Origin of the sequence: Olivibacter domesticus (assembly GCF_900109575.1) — a bacterium.
In the GTDB taxonomy this organism is placed as follows: domain Bacteria; phylum Bacteroidota; class Bacteroidia; order Sphingobacteriales; family Sphingobacteriaceae; genus Olivibacter; species Olivibacter domesticus.
The window spans coordinates 271,088-291,706 of record NZ_FOAF01000003.1 but is presented as its reverse complement, the minus strand read 5'-3'; the positions used below and the strand labels follow the sequence as shown (position 1 = coordinate 291,706).

At 38.5% G+C, this 20,619-nt stretch carries 18 protein-coding genes; 12 read left to right on the top strand and 6 right to left on the bottom strand.

Annotated elements, in window-relative coordinates; translation table 11 throughout:
* Positions 1-147: 147 nt before the first annotated feature.
* The 3 genes from BMY50_RS15630 to BMY50_RS15620 all read left to right on the top strand — a co-directional run bounded on the left by BMY50_RS15630 (position 148) and on the right by BMY50_RS15620 (position 5,994).
* On the top strand, positions 148-2,562 hold the full coding sequence (locus BMY50_RS15630; RefSeq protein ID WP_093326330.1) for an ABC transporter permease: 2,415 nt from the start codon (positions 148-150) through the stop codon (positions 2,560-2,562).
* A gap of 215 nt (positions 2,563-2,777) precedes the next feature.
* Positions 2,778-5,168 (top strand): ABC transporter permease, encoded by a 2,391-nt coding sequence (locus tag BMY50_RS15625; RefSeq protein ID WP_093326329.1) that lies wholly within the window; start codon positions 2,778-2,780, stop codon positions 5,166-5,168.
* A 160-nt stretch (positions 5,169-5,328) separates the two neighbouring features.
* On the top strand, positions 5,329-5,994 hold the full coding sequence (locus BMY50_RS15620; protein ID WP_093326328.1) for an ABC transporter ATP-binding protein: 666 nt from the start codon (positions 5,329-5,331) through the stop codon (positions 5,992-5,994).
* Between the two features lie 7 nt (positions 5,995-6,001).
* Here the strand turns inward: BMY50_RS15620 and BMY50_RS15615 are convergent, their stop codons facing one another.
* Complete coding sequence (locus tag BMY50_RS15615) at positions 6,002-7,102, bottom strand: lipase family protein (RefSeq protein ID WP_093326327.1); 1,101 nt, start codon at positions 7,100-7,102, stop codon at positions 6,002-6,004.
* Between the two features lie 109 nt (positions 7,103-7,211).
* Here BMY50_RS15615 and BMY50_RS15610 point away from each other — a divergent pair, with 109 nt between their 5' ends.
* From BMY50_RS15610 to BMY50_RS15595, 4 genes are all read left to right on the top strand, one after another.
* On the top strand, positions 7,212-8,465 hold the full coding sequence (locus tag BMY50_RS15610) for a dicarboxylate/amino acid:cation symporter (RefSeq protein ID WP_317040845.1): 1,254 nt from the start codon (positions 7,212-7,214) through the stop codon (positions 8,463-8,465).
* Positions 8,466-8,691: 226 nt separating this feature from the next.
* Entirely contained in the window at positions 8,692-10,011 is a 1,320-nt protein-coding gene (locus BMY50_RS15605) for a TolC family protein (protein WP_093326325.1), read from the top strand.
* Between the two features lie 81 nt (positions 10,012-10,092).
* Positions 10,093-10,884 (top strand): diadenylate cyclase CdaA, encoded by a 792-nt coding sequence (gene cdaA / locus BMY50_RS15600; protein ID WP_093326324.1) that lies wholly within the window; start codon positions 10,093-10,095, stop codon positions 10,882-10,884.
* A gap of 103 nt (positions 10,885-10,987) precedes the next feature.
* Positions 10,988-11,413: a hypothetical protein gene (locus tag BMY50_RS15595; RefSeq protein WP_093326323.1), complete on the top strand. Its 426-nt coding sequence runs from the start codon at positions 10,988-10,990 to the stop codon at positions 11,411-11,413.
* A 65-nt stretch (positions 11,414-11,478) separates the two neighbouring features.
* Here the strand turns inward: BMY50_RS15595 and BMY50_RS15590 are convergent, their stop codons facing one another.
* The 3 genes from BMY50_RS15590 to BMY50_RS15580 all read right to left on the bottom strand — a co-directional run bounded on the left by BMY50_RS15590 (position 11,479) and on the right by BMY50_RS15580 (position 14,170).
* Positions 11,479-11,889, bottom strand: coding sequence for a BrxA/BrxB family bacilliredoxin (locus BMY50_RS15590; RefSeq protein ID WP_093326322.1), 411 nt, complete (start codon positions 11,887-11,889; stop codon positions 11,479-11,481).
* 125 nt (positions 11,890-12,014) lie between these two features.
* Positions 12,015-13,793 (bottom strand): M56 family metallopeptidase, encoded by a 1,779-nt coding sequence (locus BMY50_RS28615; protein WP_093326321.1) that lies wholly within the window; start codon positions 13,791-13,793, stop codon positions 12,015-12,017.
* 5 nt (positions 13,794-13,798) lie between these two features.
* The gene (locus BMY50_RS15580; RefSeq protein WP_317040847.1) at positions 13,799-14,170 is read right to left on the bottom strand and encodes a BlaI/MecI/CopY family transcriptional regulator; all 372 of its coding nucleotides are present in this window, start codon (positions 14,168-14,170) and stop codon (positions 13,799-13,801) included.
* 279 nt (positions 14,171-14,449) lie between these two features.
* Between BMY50_RS15580 and ahcY the strand changes: the two genes are divergently transcribed.
* Positions 14,450-15,766, top strand: coding sequence for an adenosylhomocysteinase (gene ahcY / locus BMY50_RS15575; protein WP_093326319.1), 1,317 nt, complete (start codon positions 14,450-14,452; stop codon positions 15,764-15,766).
* A gap of 33 nt (positions 15,767-15,799) precedes the next feature.
* Here ahcY and BMY50_RS15570 read toward each other — a convergent pair whose 3' ends face one another.
* Positions 15,800-16,225 (bottom strand): DUF6686 family protein, encoded by a 426-nt coding sequence (locus BMY50_RS15570; protein WP_093326318.1) that lies wholly within the window; start codon positions 16,223-16,225, stop codon positions 15,800-15,802.
* A 102-nt stretch (positions 16,226-16,327) separates the two neighbouring features.
* Between BMY50_RS15570 and BMY50_RS15565 the strand changes: the two genes are divergently transcribed.
* Positions 16,328-17,044, top strand: a complete 717-nt coding sequence (locus tag BMY50_RS15565; protein ID WP_093326317.1) for a pyridoxine 5'-phosphate synthase — start codon at positions 16,328-16,330, stop codon at positions 17,042-17,044.
* Positions 17,045-17,120: 76 nt separating this feature from the next.
* Here BMY50_RS15565 and BMY50_RS15560 read toward each other — a convergent pair whose 3' ends face one another.
* Positions 17,121-17,540: a nucleoside-diphosphate kinase gene (locus BMY50_RS15560; protein WP_093326316.1), complete on the bottom strand. Its 420-nt coding sequence runs from the start codon at positions 17,538-17,540 to the stop codon at positions 17,121-17,123.
* 151 nt (positions 17,541-17,691) lie between these two features.
* Here BMY50_RS15560 and BMY50_RS15555 point away from each other — a divergent pair, with 151 nt between their 5' ends.
* From BMY50_RS15555 to BMY50_RS15545, 3 genes are all read left to right on the top strand, one after another.
* On the top strand, positions 17,692-18,702 hold the full coding sequence (locus BMY50_RS15555; RefSeq protein ID WP_093326315.1) for a DHH family phosphoesterase: 1,011 nt from the start codon (positions 17,692-17,694) through the stop codon (positions 18,700-18,702).
* Between the two features lie 60 nt (positions 18,703-18,762).
* Complete coding sequence (locus BMY50_RS15550; protein ID WP_093326314.1) at positions 18,763-19,740, top strand: FKBP-type peptidyl-prolyl cis-trans isomerase; 978 nt, start codon at positions 18,763-18,765, stop codon at positions 19,738-19,740.
* A gap of 95 nt (positions 19,741-19,835) precedes the next feature.
* On the top strand, positions 19,836-20,600 hold the full coding sequence (locus tag BMY50_RS15545) for a TatD family hydrolase (protein WP_093326313.1): 765 nt from the start codon (positions 19,836-19,838) through the stop codon (positions 20,598-20,600).
* Positions 20,601-20,619 lie beyond the last annotated feature (19 nt).

Sequence of the window (20,619 nt, the reverse complement as noted above, 5' to 3'; positions counted from 1 at the left end):
GCCTCTTTTGGTACGATTGGTTATAAATGACGGCTTCGAGTGGGGAGTACTACCTGCTCTTAGCCTTTTTAGAAGAAAGACAAACACGACGCTGAAACCACCCCGATCACTATCGGGATAGCTGAAGCACCATAAAAGATAGACACGATGCTGAAAAACTATTTCAAAATCGCTTGGCGAAATTTACAAAAGCATAAGTTTCATACGTTCATTAACGTCGTAGGTTTGGCTTGCGGTCTAAGTTTTGCTTTAGCCATCGGTGCTTATATCTGGCAAGAGTCAACCTTTGACAGTCAATTAAAAAACGTTAACAATCAGTATGTGCTACAGAGTGAATGGAAAAGTCCGGAAATGGGCATGCCTATTACGACACTCGGTGCTTTGCCAAAAGCTCTAAAAGAAGAATATCCAGATCTGGTACGAAATTATTACCGTTTTGATGGGATTACTTGCGTTTTATCATATGGCGACCAAACCTTTAATGAAGAAGCTGCCTTAGGTGACAGCACCCTTTTAAGTATGTATGGTCTTCCTCTTTTATATGGAAATGCAGCTACTGCTTTAAAAGATCCTTTTTCTCTGGTTATAACAAATGACATCGCCTTAAAGTATTTTGGCAAGACTGATGTGCTCGGCCAACAAGTGAACGTAAAAAACTTTACGGGAGAAACCCATCCATTTACTGTAACCGCTGTGTTAGATAAACTACCTAAAAACTCGGTTACCAACCTGAACGAATCGTTAAACAACAAGGTGTTTCTATCTTCTGAAGCTGTCGACTTCTTTAAGCGGAACCTAGATAGTTGGCAAAATGCCTTTATTGTTGGCTATGTGGAACTACAAGCAGGGATAAGCCCTGAGATGCTAAAGCAGCCAATGAAGGATCTATTAGTAAAACATACGGATGAAAAAGTTGTCAACAATCTTATACCAACGCTAAACCCACTATCTAATTATCATTTAAAAAAAGATAATGGTCTTATTGAAAAGATGCTATTTACACTTGGATGTATTGCTGGATTTATTCTATTAATGGCAGTCGTTAATTTCATAAATCTAAGTATCAATGGGTCCACTAGTCGATTAAAAGAAATTGGTGTCAGAAAAGTGATGGGTAGTAGTCGAAAGCAATTAGGTTTTCAATTTATCGGAGAATCCGTTTTGATGGTCTGTTTGGCTTTTTTTATTGCTGTATTGTTATATCCATTTATTTCACCAGCATTTTCAGCTATTTTGGGCCAAGAATTGCCGAAAATTTACACTTTTTCTTATTCTATTTGGTTATACATTTTTCTAGCATGTCTCGCCATTGGTTTATCGGCTGGGCTTTATCCTGCATTTCGCCTGTCAGCATTAAAAACAATAAACTCAGTGAAAGGAAAAATCCCACATAATCTAGGAAACACTTCCTTTCTAAGGTCATTAGTAGGCTTTCAATTCGTCGTTGCACTGAGTGTTATCATGGCAGCGGGGATTATTTCCCGTCAAGTTTCATTATTCTTCAGCAATAATTTAGGCTACGATAAAGAATCGCTAATCACCGTGAAGGTTCCTAGGGATTGGTCTGAAACCGGATTAAGTCACATGAAAGCCGTTCAACAAGCGTTAAAAGATCTTCCCCAAATCGAAAATATTAGTCTTTCTTACGATACCCCAGGAGGACAAGGTCAGATGGCTACCGGTGTTTTAAATTTTGCTCAAGACACCGGAAATGAGCAACCTTCAGTATCGGCTCAATATATCCTTGCCGACACCTCTTTTGCGGCTACTTATAAAATTCCTATGCTGGCAGGGAAATTTTTAGATGACAAGATTAATCAAGATTTGGCGAAAGTAGTTATCAGTGAAAAAGCATCTCAATTATTGGGTTTTAAAAATCCCAATGATGCACTGAATCAGCAAGTTTACTTAAAGCCCAATGATTTCCCAGCAACAATTGTAGGAGTAACTAAAGACTTTTATGCTGCTTCCATGCGAGACGCACAAACTCCGGTAATCTGGACAAATATTAAAGCCGACAATCTTTTTCGCTATTTCTCTATTCGTTTAAACGCTGGAAATTTAGGACAGCATCTAGCTAGCATAGAAAAAGAATGGAAAAAATTGCTACCCAATACGCCCTTTGAATACCAATTTATGGATGAAAGCATTGATGCTTTGTATAAAACTGAATTACAATTAAAAAATGCCGCTTATACGGCTACAATACTATCATCTCTTATCGTTTTTTTAGGTATTGTAGGTTTAGTATCTCTAAATGTACAAAAGCGAAGGAAAGAAATAGGTGTTCGAAAGGTTTTAGGATCAACAGTGAATGGTATTATTTCTTTATTTATGAAAGACTTGCTGATCACCTTTATCGTAGCTATTGTTATCGCCTGCCCGTTGGTATATCTGTTCATCAGCAAATGGCTTCAAAGTTATAGTATTCAGATTACGCTTACACCCTTATTTTTCATCCTTCCGATTTTGCTATTAGCATCCGTTGCAGCCGCCATTATCGGTTTACAAACAGTTAAAGCAGCAAAATCAAATCCGGTAGATAGCTTGAGAGATGAATAAAATAAACATAAGACGTAAGTATCAAGACATAAGATTATAAAGCGGAAAACAGAGAGATGAAAGCCCAAAAGATTTGACGTGCCATGAGTAGAAGTCTACTTAAAACGTATAATTGGAAAAAAGACACAAGGCAACTTAGATTCGTAGATACGCTTTTAAGAATATCTTGATACTTGATACTTGATACTTGATACTTGATACTTGATAAATAAAATATGAACACCAATAACCTAAAGATCGCATGGAGAGCAGCTTGGAAATCCAAGCTGTTTACTGTGCTTAATGTTTTTGGCTTAGCCATTGGGTTTGCCGGTTTTATTTTGGCATATGCTTATATCAATAGACAAAACAGTTATGATGCTTGGAACCCTCACTATGATAATATCTACCTGATTGGCCTGGAGGAAAATGGTAAAGCTTCCGACCTTAGCCCAGCGGCGCTCGCTCCTGCTATTAAAACTACTCTCCCCGAGGTCGAGCTTGTTGGCCGGATCGCCCAGGCACCGTTTGAGACACCATTCATTTCCAATGACGACATGTTTTATATAAAGCATTGGTTAGGCGCTGATCGTTCGATCGCTGAAATTTTTGATATAGAGGTATCAGGCATTTCCTTAAATGCTTCGCATGAAGGACAAATCGGCATACTCTCACCAGCAGTAGGAAAGAAATTATTTCCCAAAGAAAAACAGGGGGCCTTTACGGTGGCAAAAACGGTGGCCCTGTTGAATGAACAGAGCGGTTTTACGGAGAATATCCATGGGATCAGTAAACCACGACTCTTGTCGAATTTTGAATTTGATTATATTGCCCTTACGGAAGACATTGCTGCAGGCAGAAGAGACGGTGATACGCCAGTTTATCAAACCTATATACAGGTAAAGTCTGGGACTGACACTAAATTGTTGGCTTCAAAAATAAACAGCCTTTACCAAAACGACATCGCAAAGGAAAAGGAAACAACAAACTCATCGCGTGCAGAAAGTCAGGTCTACTTAGATCCCCTTAAAAATCTTCATTTACGCCCAAAACATGGTTCCAATATCGCCTATAAAATAACAATCGCCTTGGGTACTCTTTCCTCAATCATCTTATTATTAGCATGTATTAACTTTGCTAATCTAATGATTGTGCAAGCGCAGAAACGTTCAAAGGAAATTGGTTTGAAAAAGGTGTTTGGTGTTTCCAGAAAACGATTAATATTTCAATTTCTTTCAGAAGTCTTTGTGCAATGCCTATTAGCAGCTGCCATCTCAGGTTTCTTAATTATCCTTGTCTGGAATACGATGAATCGATTTTATGGTTATGATCTCTCGGCCTTTGATTTCACTCAGACAATTCTTGCTCAACTTTCGGTCGCTGTCTTATTTACTACCTTACTTTCCGGTTTATACCCGGCCATCATATTATCTAGATACAATCCTTTGGTGATTATTAAAGGAAATCTTCAGAGCGGACAAAAATCATCTGCTTTCAGAACGGCATTGTTAGTTTTTCAGTTTATTATCGCTTTTGTTTTTATAAGCTCCATGTTGATCATTAGTCGACAAATGGCTTTTATAAAAAGGGGTGACCGTGGCTTTAACCTAAGTGAAGTAGTGCATATTAAAAATTTATCTGTTTTCGATAAACCTGCCAAATTTATAGATATTCGAAATAAGATGAAATCGATTCCAGGCATTTTGGATGTAACCGTTACTACTAATATCCCCGGCGGTTTAGCCCCGAAACAGGAAGAATTTAGCTATTTGAATAAAACATATGGATTAAATCATATTGGTGTAGACTTTGAGTACTTCGAAACCTTGGGAATGAATGTACAAGAAGGAAGAAGTTTCTCTCCCCAATTTCAAAGTGATACAACAGGTGGGATTATTCTTAATGAAACGGCAGTTAGCACGTTAGGGTTAGCAAATCCATTAGGAGAAATGATCAGTATTTGTGACAATTCCTATAGGATTGTTGGTGTAGTGAAAGATAGCAAGATGCAGGGCTTTGAACATTTGGTAAAGCCAACGGCTTACACTTTACAGAGCAATTGCGGAATGCCAAATCATCCACCTAAATATGAAATCCTAGCTAAAATCGAAGCTGGAAAAGTACGATCTGCACTAACTGAATTAGAAAAACAGTGGCCAGCCATCAATAAAAAGGACGGAAAATACTTCTTATACGATTTTGTTGATCAAAAATATGCCGCGCTCTATGCGAAGCAAGAACAATTGCAACAAGCCTTTAGAGCTTTCACTTATCTTGTAATGCTCGTTGCACTAATTGGTCTCTTCAGTATGTCGGCCTACTCCATTAGTCGACGAGAGAAGGAAGTGGGTATTCGCAAAGTTTTAGGAGCAAATGCCCAACAGATATTATTTTTACTTAATAAACCTTTTATCAAAGTCGTACTGATAGCCATACTATTTGCAACACCTATCGCGTGGTGGATTGGCAATAAATGGTTGAATACTTTTGCCTATCGTATCGAATTACCTTGGTGGATATTTGCGGTTGGCGCCATATGTACCTTACTTTTAGCCTTTATTACTATAAGCTATCAGGCAATTAAAGCTTCTATTGTAAATCCGGCAAATAGCTTAAGAGATGAATAAATTTGGTTTTTAGCTCCTAGTTATTGGATATCCGTCATCCCTACTAAGAACTAGCAACGAATAACGAACAACTAATATTTTGATACTTGATACTCGATACTTACATACATGAAAAAGATTATATTTACTCATAACTAACGAAAATAACGTATAAAAACATATGATTCAACTTAGCAATATTTTTAAATGGTACAATGTGGGCGGTAACCGTTCCTTTGTGTTAAAGGATATCAATCTGACTATCAACGAAGGTGAATTTGTTTCCATAATGGGGCCATCCGGTTCCGGGAAATCAACCTTATTACATATTTTAGGGTTATTAGATGAGCCTAATGAAGGAAGTTATCTGTTCCAAGAACAAGAGGTGCTGCATCTAAAAGAAAAGCAGCGTTCAACCCTTTATAAAGAACATATAGGCTTTGTATTTCAGGCATATCATCTGATTGATGAGCTCACAGTCTACGAAAACATTGAAACACCTCTCATTTATAAAAACTTGAAAGGAAGTGAGCGAAAAGCCATTGTGGCAGATTTAATAGACCGTTTTGGCATAGTGGGAAAAAAAGACCTTTTCCCTGCACAACTTTCAGGCGGACAACAACAGCTGGTAGGTATCGCCCGTGCTTTAGCAACCACTCCCAAGCTCTTATTGGCTGATGAGCCAACAGGAAACCTTAATTCCAAGCAAGGTGAAGAGATAATGGAGCTTTTTAAGCAATTAAATCAAGAAGATGGTGTTACTATTATACAGGTAACCCACTCAGAGAAAAATGCAGAATATGGTAGTCGGATCATCGAATTGTTAGATGGGCAAGTTGTCAAATAATTTATAGTTAATATATCTTTTCAACCAAATAGGCATAAGGCTTAAGTGCGTGATGAATAAACACATTGGTCCCTGTGTCAGGGTATAATTTATAATATGCTTCATCGGGCTGGAGTACTATAGGGATTCCAGCTCTCATATAGTTCATACTCGGAGCATATGCGGGCTCTTGCATTTGGAGTAAAGTTTTCTTTACCTGCTTGAAAAGTGTCTTTCCCAGGTATTTATCAAAATTCTTTCGCGACTTCTTAGAAGACTTATCCAGCTTTCTGAAAGCGTGTTGTAAATACCATCTTACATAGAAGGGCTTTTGTTTTTTTAATGCCTCATTAACATTACTAAAAGGGTTTAATTGATTAAAATCGTCTAACGTTTGTAAAGAAAAGGGTGTTTCTGGAACCCAATCTGCGGCATTAACCACATTAAAAGCCCACCCGCCTCTTGTAAGGTAATCAAAATCATAAGCATAAAATATATTGCCCGGCTTTGGCGCCGCACTACAATACGTCTTAAGAACGAGCTCGTTTGGTAATTCACCGTCTGCTATTTGATATTTTAAATAAGAGGTTAACAGAAAGGCCAAAGCCCCACCTTGGCTATGCCCTATTACGTAAAGATTTTTCGTCCCCGTTTGCCTATACTGATTCTTGATTTTTTCAACGATGTCAGGGGCTAGAGAAGCAATTCCAACAGCCCATCCCACATGCACGCTCGCTTTTGAATCTTTTGCAAACTTATAATTAAAAGTAGTACTGTCGTTCAATTTTATCACACCACTCGCAGGTATCATCGCACTATAAAAATTCTCGAGCCAGCTCACAGCATTATTCACCGTTCCCCTAAGCGAGATAACCATCGTTTGTTTATCCCGACTAAGCCAAAAATCCCATCTATTTTTCAAACCAACCTCGGGAGATCGATATTGTCGTTCATAGTTTTTAGACGGTTCAATATAATTCGGCCCTGGTTTTAAAGTATCTGCTTGTCCCGCAAAAACACTTAATAACTCCAAATACTCTTCCTTACTAAAACCTGGCTTTAGCGATTGAGCAACAGTCGTTTGGACGACTAGAAGCAAAAGCACGATGGCGGCACAAAACTGTTTCATTCTATATTTTCTGTAATATCATTAGCAAAGTAATAAATGTATATGATAATAATATGAAGTAACCTCAGTATTCTCAATATTTTTTTAACTTCGTTTTTTAGCCCTTATTATGTACAAGCTGTTCAAAAGTCTATATTTCCAGGTAGTGGTAGCCATTTTCATCGGCATCTTAATAGGTCATTTCTTCCCTTCCGTAGGTGTTTCATTAAAACCTTTAGGAGACGCCTTCATCAAGCTGGTAAAAATGATCATTGCCCCGCTCATTTTTTGTACCGTAGTTCTGGGAATTGCCGGTATGCAAAATGTTAAAAAAGTAGGTAAGGTTGGCTTAACCGCCATTATCTATTTTGAGATCATGACAACCATTGCATTGCTATTGGGCTTATTAATTGTAAATGTCATACAGCCAGGGACCGGTATGAACATCGATCCCAAGTCGTTAGACAGTTCAAGTGTTGAAGATTACATTGTACAAAGCAAACATCAGGAAGGTTTAAAGGATTTTCTGCTACATATCATCCCAGATAATGTGATAGGAGCCTTGGCACAAGGTGATTTATTACAAGTATTATTCTTTGCTATTTTATTAGGTTTTGGCCTTTCTAAAATTGGCAAAACAGCCGAACCGCTTATGACTGTAATGGATTCCTTCCTTAAGGGCATATTCGCAGTTATCAAAATTATTATGCGAGCCGCACCTATTGGAGCTCTAGGTGCAATGGGTTTTACCATTGGGAAATATGGCTTATCTTCTCTCTCCAAGCTGGGTATGTTAATGGTTTGCTTTTATCTAACTTGTTTGATTTTTATCTTTTTGGTAATAGGAGCAGTTTTATATTTCAATGGCTTTAGCGTTTGGAAAGTGTTGAAATACATTAAAGAAGAGCTTCTCATTGTTCTTGGCACCTCTTCCTCCGAATCAGCCTTGCCCGGTATCATGCAGAAATTAGAAAAAGCCGGCTGCTCTAAACCCGTTGTTGGTTTGGTAATCCCTACGGGCTACTCCTTTAACCTCGACGGAACCTCTATCTATCTTACCATGGCCGCTGTTTTTATTGCGCAAGCATTGAACATGCATATGAATTTCAGTCAGCAATTAACCCTTTTGCTTGTTCTTCTTCTTACATCAAAAGGAGCTGCGGGCGTAACCGGAAGTGGTTTCATTATACTGGCAGCCACCCTTCCTATGGTGGGCCATGTTCCTGTTGAGTCTGTCGCATTAGTTTTCGGTATTGATCGTTTTATGAGTGAAGCACGCGCACTAACAAATATAATTGGCAATACTGCAGCAACAGTAGTTATTGCTAAATGGGAAAAAGAAATTGATATGGAGCAAGCAGCAATAATACGGATAGCTAAATAGTCGATTAACTAACAGCCAATAAACTGTCAAGTCTATTCAGTATCGGGTCACGGGGTCACCCTCACAACTCGCAACCCACAATTGACAACCCTACTGTCCGTTTTCGAACACTTGTTGCACGATTCCGAACGAAATAAAACGATCAAACTTTAATAACTTACTGTAAATAAAACATATAAGAATTTGGCTTGGGCTATGTATTCATTTGGCATAACAAAATTGCTACATGAATACTTTAAAAAAGACCATACTGTTTTTTCTTTATACATTTCCTTTGTTGGCTTACGGTCAGGATTCGCTGAAAACACATTACAATCTTGAAGAATGCATAAACCTGGCACTAGCAAACAATGCAGACGCGCAAAAAAGTGCAAATGCCAGTGCCTTATCCTCCTTGGATCTAAAGCAGGCAAAGGCGGCATTATTACCAACTTTAAGTGGAAACATGGGGCATGGTATTAGTACAGGATTCACGACAGACCCTATAACGAACGAAAATGTTTCTCGTAATATTACTTCAGGTACGCAACGATTAGATGCAAATGTCCTGCTATTTAATGGTCTTAATTTACTTAGAACCATTCGGCAACAGGCCTTTGCGTATAAAGCAACACAAATGGACGAACAGCGGATAAAGGATAATTTAACACTAGACATCATCTTAGCTTATTTACAGGTTATTACTACCCAAGATGTATTAGATCGAAACAAACAACAAAGGGATGTCACCTCAAAACAATTAGAACGATTAGCCTTAATGAATCAGGATGGCGCAATTGCTCCGGGTGATTATTATGATGTGAAAGGTCAGTTCTCAGGCGATCAGGTGGCCGTTTTAACAGCTGAAAACACATATAGGACAAATGTAATCACACTCACAAGATTGCTGAATATTCCTTACACTAACGATCTTTCTTTTGAGCCCATCAACCAACTCCCAGATGTCAACAACGAAATTCTCAATAACCAAACCTTATATGAGAATGCGGCAACTTCTTTAGGAACATTAAAAGCAGTCAAGTTCTGGAAAGAAAGTGCTGACTATGAATTGAAAGCCGCTCGTTCACTCTATTTTCCCTCGCTTTCTTTAGGGGGTAGTTTAGATAGCCGGTACTCTAACAGCGGTGATGGCACATATGCAGACCAGATTCGTGATAACCTTGGTAAGGGAGTGGGTTTAACATTGAGTATTCCTATACTAGGAGGTTTTCAAAAGCGCATTAGTGTCTCTCGAGCAAAAATAAAAGTACGAAATGCTGAAATCGATCTTGAAAACACGGAGAACAACTTACAACAGCAAACGGCGCAGGTATTGATCAATCTAGAGACAGCCAAAGAAAAATATTTGGAATTAAAAAACCAAGTAGAAGCCTATCAAGAATCGTTTCGTGTAGCAGAAGTACAATTTGAAGCTGGTGCGATCAATTCCGTAGAATTTCTTTTGCAGAAAAATAAATACGATCAGTCAAGTATAGATCTTGTTGTAGCCCAATATGAATGGCAGTTACGTCAACGTATTGCAAACTATTATAATGGTTCCCGCTAGGCACCGATGTCCTAATTTGTGCAGAACAGTCAAGCTCCCAAGGGGTGAAGTCACGCAAAAAATAACTATCTTGCGTGACTTATGGATGGTTTTGATTTTAGCTTTTTTAATGTCAGACTTCTAGATGTAATTGACATCTTTTTGGTGGCGATAATCATCTACTACATTTATAACCTGATACGGGGCACCATTGCTGTTAACATCCTTATTGGCCTATTTATTATATACTTGGCCTATTTGGTAGTTAAGCAATCTCATATGCGATTGTTGACTGAGATTTTTGGTGGCTTTATAAGTGTAGGATCTATCGCGCTAATTGTTGTCTTTCAACAGGAAATTCGCCGATTCCTAATCCATATAGGAAAAAATATATCTTTCCGGCGAAATCGAAAACTATGGACCCTTTTTTTGGGTAAAAAGGAAATTGAGAAAGACAATACCGCTCGCCTTAAACCCATTGTGGATGCTTGCCGAAGTATGTCGAAATCACATACCGGTGCATTAATTGTTTTCTCCAAATTTTTTGATGAAGAGTATTACCAGAACAGTGGCGAGTTTATCGATGCAGAAATTTCTAAACGTTTATTAGAAAGTATTTTTCATAAAAACAGTCCGCTTCATGATGGTGCCTTGGTAATAGTAGATTTCCGTATCAAGACGGCCAGCTGTATCCTCCCTCTCTCAGACAGCGAAGATCTACCACTCCAATTTGGACTTCGGCATCGGGCAGGCATTGGCGTTACAGAAATGAGTGACGCTGTAGCCGTAATAGTTTCTGAAGAAACCGGTGAAATTTCTTACGCAAAGCAGGGTAACGTCAACATGAACATCACGCATGAAGAATTGGAGCGCTTGCTCAACGAAGATGTTTAGTACTTAAGACAACGGGCTCCCTCCTCCTAAAAAAGGATTGTCCTCTTCTTGGAATTATAATAATCTTGTTATAATTTAGTATTATCTAAATCTATTTTCTATTATGACCAATTTGTACGTTAAGATACCTAAAAACCGTTTTTATAAAGACCGTTCGTATACGATCTTCATTGACGCAGAAGAGAGAGGAGAATTAAGTTATTACAACCCTGAATTAAGCGTAGATTTAGGTGAGGGAGAATATCTGCTCACCGTTGAATCGGATCATTATTTTTTTGAGGAAGTCATTTGCATCAGTGGTGCTACAAGCAAAACAATAAGTTTATACCCAACTGCCAACATAAAAATGATGGCTTTTGTTTTCTTCGGAATCATTGCGCTCAGTTTTATTTCTGCATTCTTTACAAATTTAAAAGCAAACGCATTAATTTCATTGGTGTTTTTTATGATTCCAACTTGTCTATTGGTTTACCAAAGCATGATAAGGGGCGAGAAAGAAAAATTGGTGTCTATTAAACCACATAAATGATAAATCCCGAGAAATATTCGTTTCTCGGGATTTATCGCATGTCATACTGTTTGTGTCCGACTAAACTAACAATATTCGTTAAAAGCGGCTATTAAATTATCCGCAATCATTTGTGCAGGTCTTCCTTCAATATGATGCCTTTCAATCATATGAACTAATTTACCATCTTTAAATAAGGCCATGGATGGCGATGAAGGAGGATAAGGTAACATATAATTTCTAGCTTTATCTACCGCATCTTTTTCCATACCAGCAAATACAGTAACCATTTTTGCTGGTTTCTTTTCATTCTGAATCGCCGCCTTAGCCGCCGGGCGAGCATTTGCTGCTGCACATCCACAAACAGAATTCACCACTACAAACACCGTTCCTTCACTGTTAATTGCTGAATCCACCTCTTCTGGCGTTGTTAGCTCTTCAAAACCTACCGTTGTAAGTTCCTTACGCATAGGTTCTACTAAATATTCTGGATACATCTTTTTACTTTTTTACGTTATATAATAAAAGCAAAGATACTAGATCCGAATTGGATAGGCAACACGACTATTTCAACATAATGTCAGATTCTATGCGGGGTAAATAAACCATCAGTTCTCCGAAATTATCTTTTCTGATCCAACTTTGCTTTAAATTCAGCGGCTGCTTTTGCTCGAAACTCCTCAGACCGCTGCGCCAGCGCAGCTGCTTTCTTTGCAAGCGCGTCTTGCTTTGCTTTAAATTCTGGTGATTCAAACTGCTTTTGAAAAGCTTCAGCACGCTCACTTAAATCTCGCGACCTTCTCTCTAAGGCCTCTCTTTTTGCCTTTACTTCGGGAGCATTTATTTTCTCTTCAATTCGTTTAGAAAGTTCTTCCAGCTTCTTGCTCTTCTCCTCCATTTCTTTTTCTTTCTGTTTCCACCCCTTGGATTCAAAATAAGTAGAATCGTGACCGCCTATCGCTTGAAGTCCCATCCCTAGTGCATGTTCTTGCACATCTTTCATCGCTGCCTTCCACTCAGGTGAATTGAAAAATTCGGTAGTCCCTAGCTGTGCCATTTCTGTAGCATTTTCTCCAAGCTCTTTTTGAAAGGTCTTCCATTCGGGTGTCTCAAATTGCTTCGCTACTGTTTCACCTATTTCTTTGCCATTGGCTTCAATCTCCAATTGCAAAGCCTTCCACTCTGGAGAAGAAAACAATTTGGCAACACTTTCAGTAGCGCCTAAATCGTCCAAGGTATCTAATTTTGGTAAAGGTGGCAATGGAGCTATAGGTGCTTTTGGCGCTACAGGCGCAAGCGGCACCACATTTTTTACTTTCGGAGCTGCTGGTGCTTCCGGTGTTGAGGGCATTTCTGGAGGAAGAGGTTTTACTTTAATTGATTTAGATTGAGACAATAATGTATCATTCGAAGGATGATAATTTGGCCCTGTCCATGCCAATCCAATCACTCCTGCTATTAAAAATGTCATCGCAGCAAGTTTATGCCGTGTATGAAATGTTGTTGTTTTCATAAGCGTAATTCTTTTAATTCGGTCAAGTAAATATTCTTTTTTATTGAATGCGCCAAGGGCAAAAACAGGGAGTTTCTCCGATCGAATACTTTCCAGTATCAATAGTGCCCTTGCATACACCAGTGCATTACCCGTAGTTTCCAGCACTTGATCGTCACAACTGTGCTCCCTTTCCTTTTCAAGCAAGCGCCCGAGAAACCACACAAAAGGATTAAAGAACAATAAAGCTTCTATCAAGCATTTTATAAGATTTATCGCATAATCATGTCGGCGGATATGGGTAACCTCATGAATCAAAATGCTTTCTACCTGTTTTATATCCAAAGCTGTCACTGCGGCCAATGGAAAGAGAATGATCGGCTTGAAATAGCCAATTACTGTAGGAATCTGTACCTTTTCCGATAAATAGAACTCTACTTTCCGACTGATGTGGAATTCCTTCAATAAAGCATTAAAGATATGTAACCATTCGTTGGTGACAGCATGCTTTTGTCCCCTTCTTAATTGGATAATACGAATATAGCCATACAATAGTGCAGCAAGCTGAAAGATCAAGCCTACCACATAAATGCCTGCTATATGTGGAAAATAGGATTCGAGTGAAAAAGAAGTGCTGTTAACTGCTGCTCCAGCTGCGCCATCAATTAGAAGAATTGTACTTCCGCTCCCCTTAGGAATTTGTGCCGGATTCAGCAAATAAGACATATACGTTCCCACAAATGCTACCAACAATAGGCATAATAGCGTAAACAATAGATTTGCTTTCTCTTTAGATGATAGATAGAATACTGATATCAGCACATAAGCAATTCCGCAGAGCAGCGCACCTTGCCATAATGAGTGGATCAAACTCCAACCCAGTGCAAAAACAAACGGTGTGATAAGCATATTAATTATTTTTTATTTTCCAATTCGTTCAATAACTGTTTTATCTTCTCCAATTCAGCATCGCTCGCTTGATGATTTCCTAATGCCTGCATAACCAATCGGGCGGCCGAGCCATCAAACACATCCTTAATGATCTTATTAAGCACCTGCTTCTCTGCTTTATCACGACTCACCAATGCTTTATAAATATGCGTCTTACTACTTTCATCACGCTCCACCAGCCCTTTCCCGTGCATAATTTGCATTAATTTTAAGGTGGTCGTATAGCCTATCTCTTTATTTGAAGCAAGTATTTCATGTACTTGGCGTACAGTACAATCACCATTCTCCCATAAAATCTTTAGAATATCTAACTCGCTTTCTGTCGGTTTTAACACTTTCAATTGATCAACTATTTAATACGAATCATTTCGTACATCAAATATACGAAGAGTTTCGTAATTCCAAAATAAATTTAATTTTTTCCTTATAAATGTCCCTTATTTTACCAAAGCAATATCTGTAACTCCTTAATATTACGCCTCGTAAACACAATTACTCCCAAATAGTTAGTAAATTTACATCGGTTTTAAGCGCAGCTTTGTGCTTTTGTGTGTCTTTTTTTAAAAGAGAAAGATTGTAAATTTTTGAATATTAACACTTTATATTAATAAACTATGTCATCAGTAGAGACAACATATGTACCTTACAAAGTGAAGGACATCAGCCTTGCAGCATGGGGCCGTAAAGAAATAGAATTAGCGGAAGCAGAAATGCCTGGTTTGATGGCACTTCGCGAAGAATATGGAGCATCAAAACCTTTAGCGGGTGCGCGCATTGCAGGCTGCTTACATATGACAATACAAACCGCCGTGCTGATAGAAACACTGATCGCGCTTGGTGCAGAAGTAAGCTGGTCGTCTTGCAACATCTTTTCGACCCAGGATCATGCAGCAGCAGCTATCGCAGCAGCAGGAATATCCGTGTATGCATGGAAAGGCCTTACGGAAGAGGAGTTTGATTGGTGTATCGAACAAACTCTTTTCTTTGGTGAAGATCGCAAACCATTAAATATGATTTTAGATGATGGTGGCGACCTTACAAATATGGTTTTTGATAAATACCCAGAATTGATCGAAGAAATCAGAGGGCTTTCAGAAGAAACTACAACCGGTGTTCACCGCCTATACGAACGTATGAAGAAGGGAACGTTACATTTACCCGCCATTAATGTAAATGACTCGGTTACCAAATCAAAATTTGACAATAAATATGGTTGTAGGGAATCTTTAGTAGATGCTATCCGCAGGGCAACAGATTTAATGCTTGCTGGTAAAGTAGCTGTTGTAGCGGGCTATGGAGATGTTGGCAAAGGTTCTGCAGAATCGTTAAGCAGCGCCGGAGTAAGAGTAATCGTAACTGAAATAGACCCAATCTGTGCATTGCAAGCTGCAATGGAAGGATATGAGGTTAAAAAGTTTGCCAATGCAGTTAAAGAGGCTGATATTGTAGTTACAACGACCGGCAATAAGGATATTGTTCGCGCAGAGCATTTCAAGACAATGAAAGACAAAGTGGTTGTTTGTAATATTGGCCACTTTGATAATGAAATCGACGTTGCGTGGTTAAATAAAAATTATGGCCATAGCAAAGTTGAAATTAAGCCACAGGTTGACAAGTATACCATCGATGGAAAAGATGTAATATTATTAGCGGAGGGTCGCTTGGTAAACTTGGGTTGTGCAACCGGTCACCCATCTTTTGTGATGAGTAATTCTTTCACTAACCAAACACTGGCTCAGTTGGAACTCTGGACAAACACCGGCCAATATGAAAACAAGGTGTATACTTTACCAAAGCATCTGGATGAAAAAGTTGCTCGTTTACATTTAGCTAAAATAGGTGTAGAATTGGATGTGCTATCGGAAGAGCAAGCGGCTTATATCGGGGTTACGGTTGAGGGACCATTCAAACCAGAACACTATCGTTACTAAAATAGAAAAGGAAGGGGCCTAGCGTCTCTTCCTTTATTTACCCTTTAATATTTCATACACATTTCCAAGATAGGCCGACTCGGTCAGTAAATCTTTCAGGTCTTCCCACTCCTCTTCAGCAAAGGCTAAATTTATTTCACTAGCTGGGCTTTGCATAATCAATCGCTCCTCACCATCGGGAAACGGTATAGCCCTTTCGTGAAAAACATAGCCTTTTATATGTGCTAGAAAAAGATAAAATTCCTTGTTTCCAAAATTCAACAACACATTATTATGCCAGATAAAATACATTCCACACTCCATGCATTGGCTTACCGTAGTACGATTCGTTTGACATAAGATTCTCGTATTGCACATATTGTCTATTTTACTTGCGCCTGGTTTACCCACGCCTATTTTAGTGCGTGGGCAAACAGGACTTTCTTTTGCTCTACAAATATGGATCTTATTTTTAATCATTCTAAATAAGATATTCGTTGTGACATTCAGATTACAATTGTCCCTTTAATCCGGTTCGGATGCGAAGAACAGATTTGTATTTTTGTTTTCATTTATATGCAAATGACAAAATTATCTGTAAATATTAACAAAATAGCCACCTTGAGAAACAGTCGTGGAGGCAATAATCCGAATCTGCTTAAAGTTGCATTAGATTGCGAAAAATTTGGTGCACAAGGGATTACTGTGCATCCCCGTCCAGATGAAAGACATATACGGTACCAAGATGTTTTTGATTTAAAGGCTTCTATCAGTACCGAATTTAATATCGAGGGAAACTGTAGAGAACAGAAATTTGTGGATCTTGTTATTGCGAACAAACCAGCCCAAGTTACACTGGTACCTGATGAGTTAGGGCAAATAACCTCTAACCATGGTTGGGACACGATTAAACATCAATCCTATCTACAAGATATGACTGCGCTATTTAAAGAAGCGGGTATCAGGGTTTCCATTTTTGTAGATCCGGATGTAAAAATGGTAGAAGCTGCCGCAAAGACAGGTACCGACAGAATCGAATTATACACAGAATCTTACGCAAAAAATTATCTGGATAATCCATTAGAAGCAATCAAGCCGTATCGAGAAGCGGCCCTGGTTGCAAACGAATTGGGACTTGGTCTAAATGCGGGACATGATTTAGATCTGGATAATCTTCAATACTTTTATACGCACATTCCTGGCCTTTTGGAGGTCAGTATTGGCCATGCCCTTATATCAGATGCTTTGTACCTAGGTTTAGAAGAAACCGTAAAACGTTATAGGATGCAATTGGTTTAAAGGTGAAAAATAAACAAATAGAAGTAAAGGTTCGAGCCTGCAATTAGGTCGATTCCTCTACCTCTATATCATCATGTTAGTACCTTTCTAATGCAGAGAAAAAGAAATTACCTTCTATTGCTGCATTCTCATCCGAGTCAGAACCGTGAACAGCGTTCGCTTCAATCGATTTTGCGAACTTGTTACGGATAGTACCGGCATCTGCTTTAGAAGGATCGGTAGCTCCAATCAATTTACGGAAATCTTCCACTGCATTATCTTTTTCTAAGATTGCGGCAACAATTGATCCTGAACTCATAAAACGAACCAAATCAGCATAAAAGGGCCTTTCCTTGTGAACCTCATAAAAAGCACCAGCCGTTTCTGCCGTCAAGTGCGTATATTTCATTGCAACGATTTTAAATCCAGCGGAAATAATATCATTTAAAATAGCTCCGATATATCCGTTATCAACGGCATCGGGTTTAATCATCGTGAATGTTCTGTTGGTAATCATCTATTTATCGTATATTTTTTGCAAAACTAAAGATTTAAAGCCACTTAATTTTCCTATTTTGTAATATTGTGCATATATATACAAAGACTATATCCTTTTCTTTGAATATCTATAAAAAATTTTAATAGCTTTGCAATCTTTAAAACGCTGCATGTTAACGATAACCACGCTCAAACAAATATTAGCCGAACCAAAGAAAATAGTTGTAACGACGCACTATAAACCCGATGGAGATGCACTAGGTTCTTCTTTGGCGATGTTTATGTGGTTAAAATCGAAAGGCCATCAAGTCCACCTGATTGTTCCATCGGATTACCCTGCTTTCCTTCATTGGATGCCTCAACAGGAGCAAGCTATTATCTACACCGAGAATAAGGTCATCTCTGATGAAATCATTGCACAGGCAGATTTACTTTTCTGTTTGGATTTTAATGGATTGGCGCGTACGCATGATATGCAAGAAGCCCTAAGAAAGGCTACTGCTCTGAAGCTTATGATTGATCACCATTTAGATCCAGAAGGTTTTGATGATTTTAGGCATTGGACACCCACTGCGGCCGCCACAGCTTTTTTAGCATACGATTTTATCGTAAATCAACTAGACGATCGAGCCAGTATTACACCGGAAATTGCTTCTTGTCTCTATACAGGTATTATGACCGATACAGGTTCCTTCCGATTTAGATCCACAACAGCAGAGGTTCATTTAGTAATTGCCGATCTGATTTCACTTGGAGCAGAGAACGCGCAAATACATGAATTTGTTTTTAATAGTTCTTCCGAAAACAGACTAAAATTTCTAGGTTTCTGCCTTTTAAATAGATTGGTGGTGCTCCCGGAATTTAATACCGCTTATTTTTCTATAACAAAAGACGACTTAACACGTTTTAATATTGTAACAGGCGATACAGAAGGCCTTGTAAATTATGCTTTATCCATCAGCGGTATCAAATTAGCTGCCCTTATCATTGACCGAACAAACCAGATAAAACTATCCTTACGTTCAATTGGTGATTTTCCCGCTAATGAGATATGCGCTAAATATTTTAATGGAGGCGGCCATAAAAATGCTGCCGGAGGGCATGATAATTTGCCTTTAGAAGAGGTCGTGCAAAAATTTAAAGCTATATTACCTTTATATACCGAACAACTAACTTCGTAAGTATTTCTAATAAACATAACAGATAACAAATATTCGAAACAAGTAAAAAGAAAACAAATAATGAAAAAGACAACCCTTATTTTAGGTTTGGCAGCTTTAACGTCGTTAGGAGCAACATCATGCCAAAGTTTTAAAGATGGCGAAGGAGGCATGCAATATAAGATTGTAAAAGAGGAAAGTAAAACCAAAATTAAAGAGGGTGACTTCATCTCTTTAGGTGCAATCATTACAACCGAAAATGATTCTCTTCTTAATAGCAGCTATGAAATGGAACAACCTTTTTATTTAGCAGCTCAAAAGCCAATGTACAAAGGTGATATTTTTACAGCTTTATCGATGCTTGGAGAAGGCGATAGTGCTGTATTCAAATTAAATATTGATTCCATGGTAGCGAAAAGCGGCCAACCAAAACCTCCATTCAAAGGTAAATACATTGTACATACCTTTAAAATAAACAAAGTAATTCCAAAAGGAAAACTTACGGATAGCTTGTTTAATATGGAAGTTGAAAAATACATCGCCCAAGATCGCGAAAAAGCAAAGAATTCAGAAGCAGGAAAGATCGAAAACTATATCAAAAAGAACAACCTTGACGTTCAAACAACTGCTTCGGGACTAAAATATAAAATTGAAAAGGAAGGCCAAGGGGCAAAACCAAATGTAGGCGACACTGTAGTTGTTCATTATACTGGTAGATTCTTAGGCGGAAAGGTTTTCGATACGAGTGTAAAAGAAGAAGCCAAAAAACCTGGAGGTACTTACAATGCCATGCGCGAGCCTTATGATCCAATAAAAATCCCTATTGGTGTTGGCGCCGTTGTCCCTGGCTGGGATGAAGGTTTAGCCTTACTTCCAAAAGGAGCGAAGGCCTTATTAGTTTTACCTTCAAAATTAGCTTACGGTGAACAAGGAAGTATGGGAATTCAGCCTTACACACCTCTTGCTTTTAGCGTTGAGATAATAGATATCGTCCCACAAAAAGCGAAACCCGCACCAACTGCGGCTGTTCCGCCAAGTGCAGGTCAAAATAAAAAGTAATAAAAGAAAAACGCCTCTGAGAATCTCAGGGGCGTTTTTCTTTTATTACTTTACATACATTTTATTCTTTAATATTTTTACATAAGTTTGCTCACATGCAGCTTACTGATACCCATACCCACTTATATTATAACGAAGGAGATATACTTGAAGAGCAACTGGCACGCTGTCTAAAAAACAATATTACCCGTTTATTTCTTCCCAATGTTGATACAGAATCTATTGAGAAAATTTTCAAAACGGTTCTTGCATACCCAGATTACTGTTTTCCAATGCTCGGCCTGCATCCTTGTAGTGTGAAAGAAAACTTTCGCGAGGAATTAGATATCATAAAAAGAAATCTTGATAACACAACGGTTTATGCCGTAGGAGAAATTGGTTTAGACTTATACTGGGATAAAACCACCTTAGCAGCGCAACAGGAAGCCTTCCGTATACAAGTTAATTGGGCAAAAGAACGTAATCTACCAATCGTTATACATTGTAGAGACGCTTTTGACGAGCAATTTGCCTTATTGGAAGAATTAAACGACGATAAGCTGTTTGGCATTTTCCATTGTTTTACCGGAAATATAGAGCAGGCGAAACAGGCTATTAAGTTGGGGTTCTATCTCGGAATTGGGGGGGTGGTAACGTTTAAGAATGCAGGACTTGATAAAGTTGTGGAACAAATCGATCTAAAGCATCTCGTATTAGAGACGGATGCACCTTATTTGGCACCCGTACCCTTTAGAGGGAAGCCAAATGAAAGCAGCTACCTGCTTTATATCGCGCAGAAAATAGCGGATTTACATAATACGTCGGTAGAGAACGTCGCAAATATTACCACACAAAATTCTAAAATTGTTTTTGGTATTTAATATATTTACATTTGGCTTC

Bases quoted from the DNA above. Each gene is read 5' to 3' on its own strand.
- BMY50_RS15630 (WP_093326330.1), top strand. From the start codon at position 148: ATGCTGAAAAACTATTTCAAAATCGCTTGGCGAAATTTACAAAAGCAT.
- BMY50_RS15625 (WP_093326329.1), top strand. From the start codon at position 2,778: ATGAACACCAATAACCTAAAGATCGCATGGAGAGCAGCTTGGAAATCC.
- BMY50_RS15620 (WP_093326328.1), top strand. From the start codon at position 5,329: ATGATTCAACTTAGCAATATTTTTAAATGGTACAATGTGGGCGGTAAC.
- BMY50_RS15615 (WP_093326327.1), bottom strand. From the start codon at position 7,102: ATGAAACAGTTTTGTGCCGCCATCGTGCTTTTGCTTCTAGTCGTCCAA.
- BMY50_RS15610 (WP_317040845.1), top strand. From the start codon at position 7,212: ATGTACAAGCTGTTCAAAAGTCTATATTTCCAGGTAGTGGTAGCCATT.
- BMY50_RS15605 (WP_093326325.1), top strand. From the start codon at position 8,692: ATGAATACTTTAAAAAAGACCATACTGTTTTTTCTTTATACATTTCCT.
- cdaA (WP_093326324.1), top strand. From the start codon at position 10,093: ATGGATGGTTTTGATTTTAGCTTTTTTAATGTCAGACTTCTAGATGTA.
- BMY50_RS15595 (WP_093326323.1), top strand. From the start codon at position 10,988: ATGACCAATTTGTACGTTAAGATACCTAAAAACCGTTTTTATAAAGAC.
- BMY50_RS15590 (WP_093326322.1), bottom strand. From the start codon at position 11,889: ATGTATCCAGAATATTTAGTAGAACCTATGCGTAAGGAACTTACAACG.
- BMY50_RS28615 (WP_093326321.1), bottom strand. From the start codon at position 13,793: ATGCTTATCACACCGTTTGTTTTTGCACTGGGTTGGAGTTTGATCCAC.
- ahcY (WP_093326319.1), top strand. From the start codon at position 14,450: ATGTCATCAGTAGAGACAACATATGTACCTTACAAAGTGAAGGACATC.
- BMY50_RS15570 (WP_093326318.1), bottom strand. From the start codon at position 16,225: ATGATTAAAAATAAGATCCATATTTGTAGAGCAAAAGAAAGTCCTGTT.
- BMY50_RS15565 (WP_093326317.1), top strand. From the start codon at position 16,328: ATGACAAAATTATCTGTAAATATTAACAAAATAGCCACCTTGAGAAAC.
- BMY50_RS15560 (WP_093326316.1), bottom strand. From the start codon at position 17,540: ATGATTACCAACAGAACATTCACGATGATTAAACCCGATGCCGTTGAT.
- BMY50_RS15555 (WP_093326315.1), top strand. From the start codon at position 17,692: ATGTTAACGATAACCACGCTCAAACAAATATTAGCCGAACCAAAGAAA.
- BMY50_RS15550 (WP_093326314.1), top strand. From the start codon at position 18,763: ATGAAAAAGACAACCCTTATTTTAGGTTTGGCAGCTTTAACGTCGTTA.
- BMY50_RS15545 (WP_093326313.1), top strand. From the start codon at position 19,836: ATGCAGCTTACTGATACCCATACCCACTTATATTATAACGAAGGAGAT.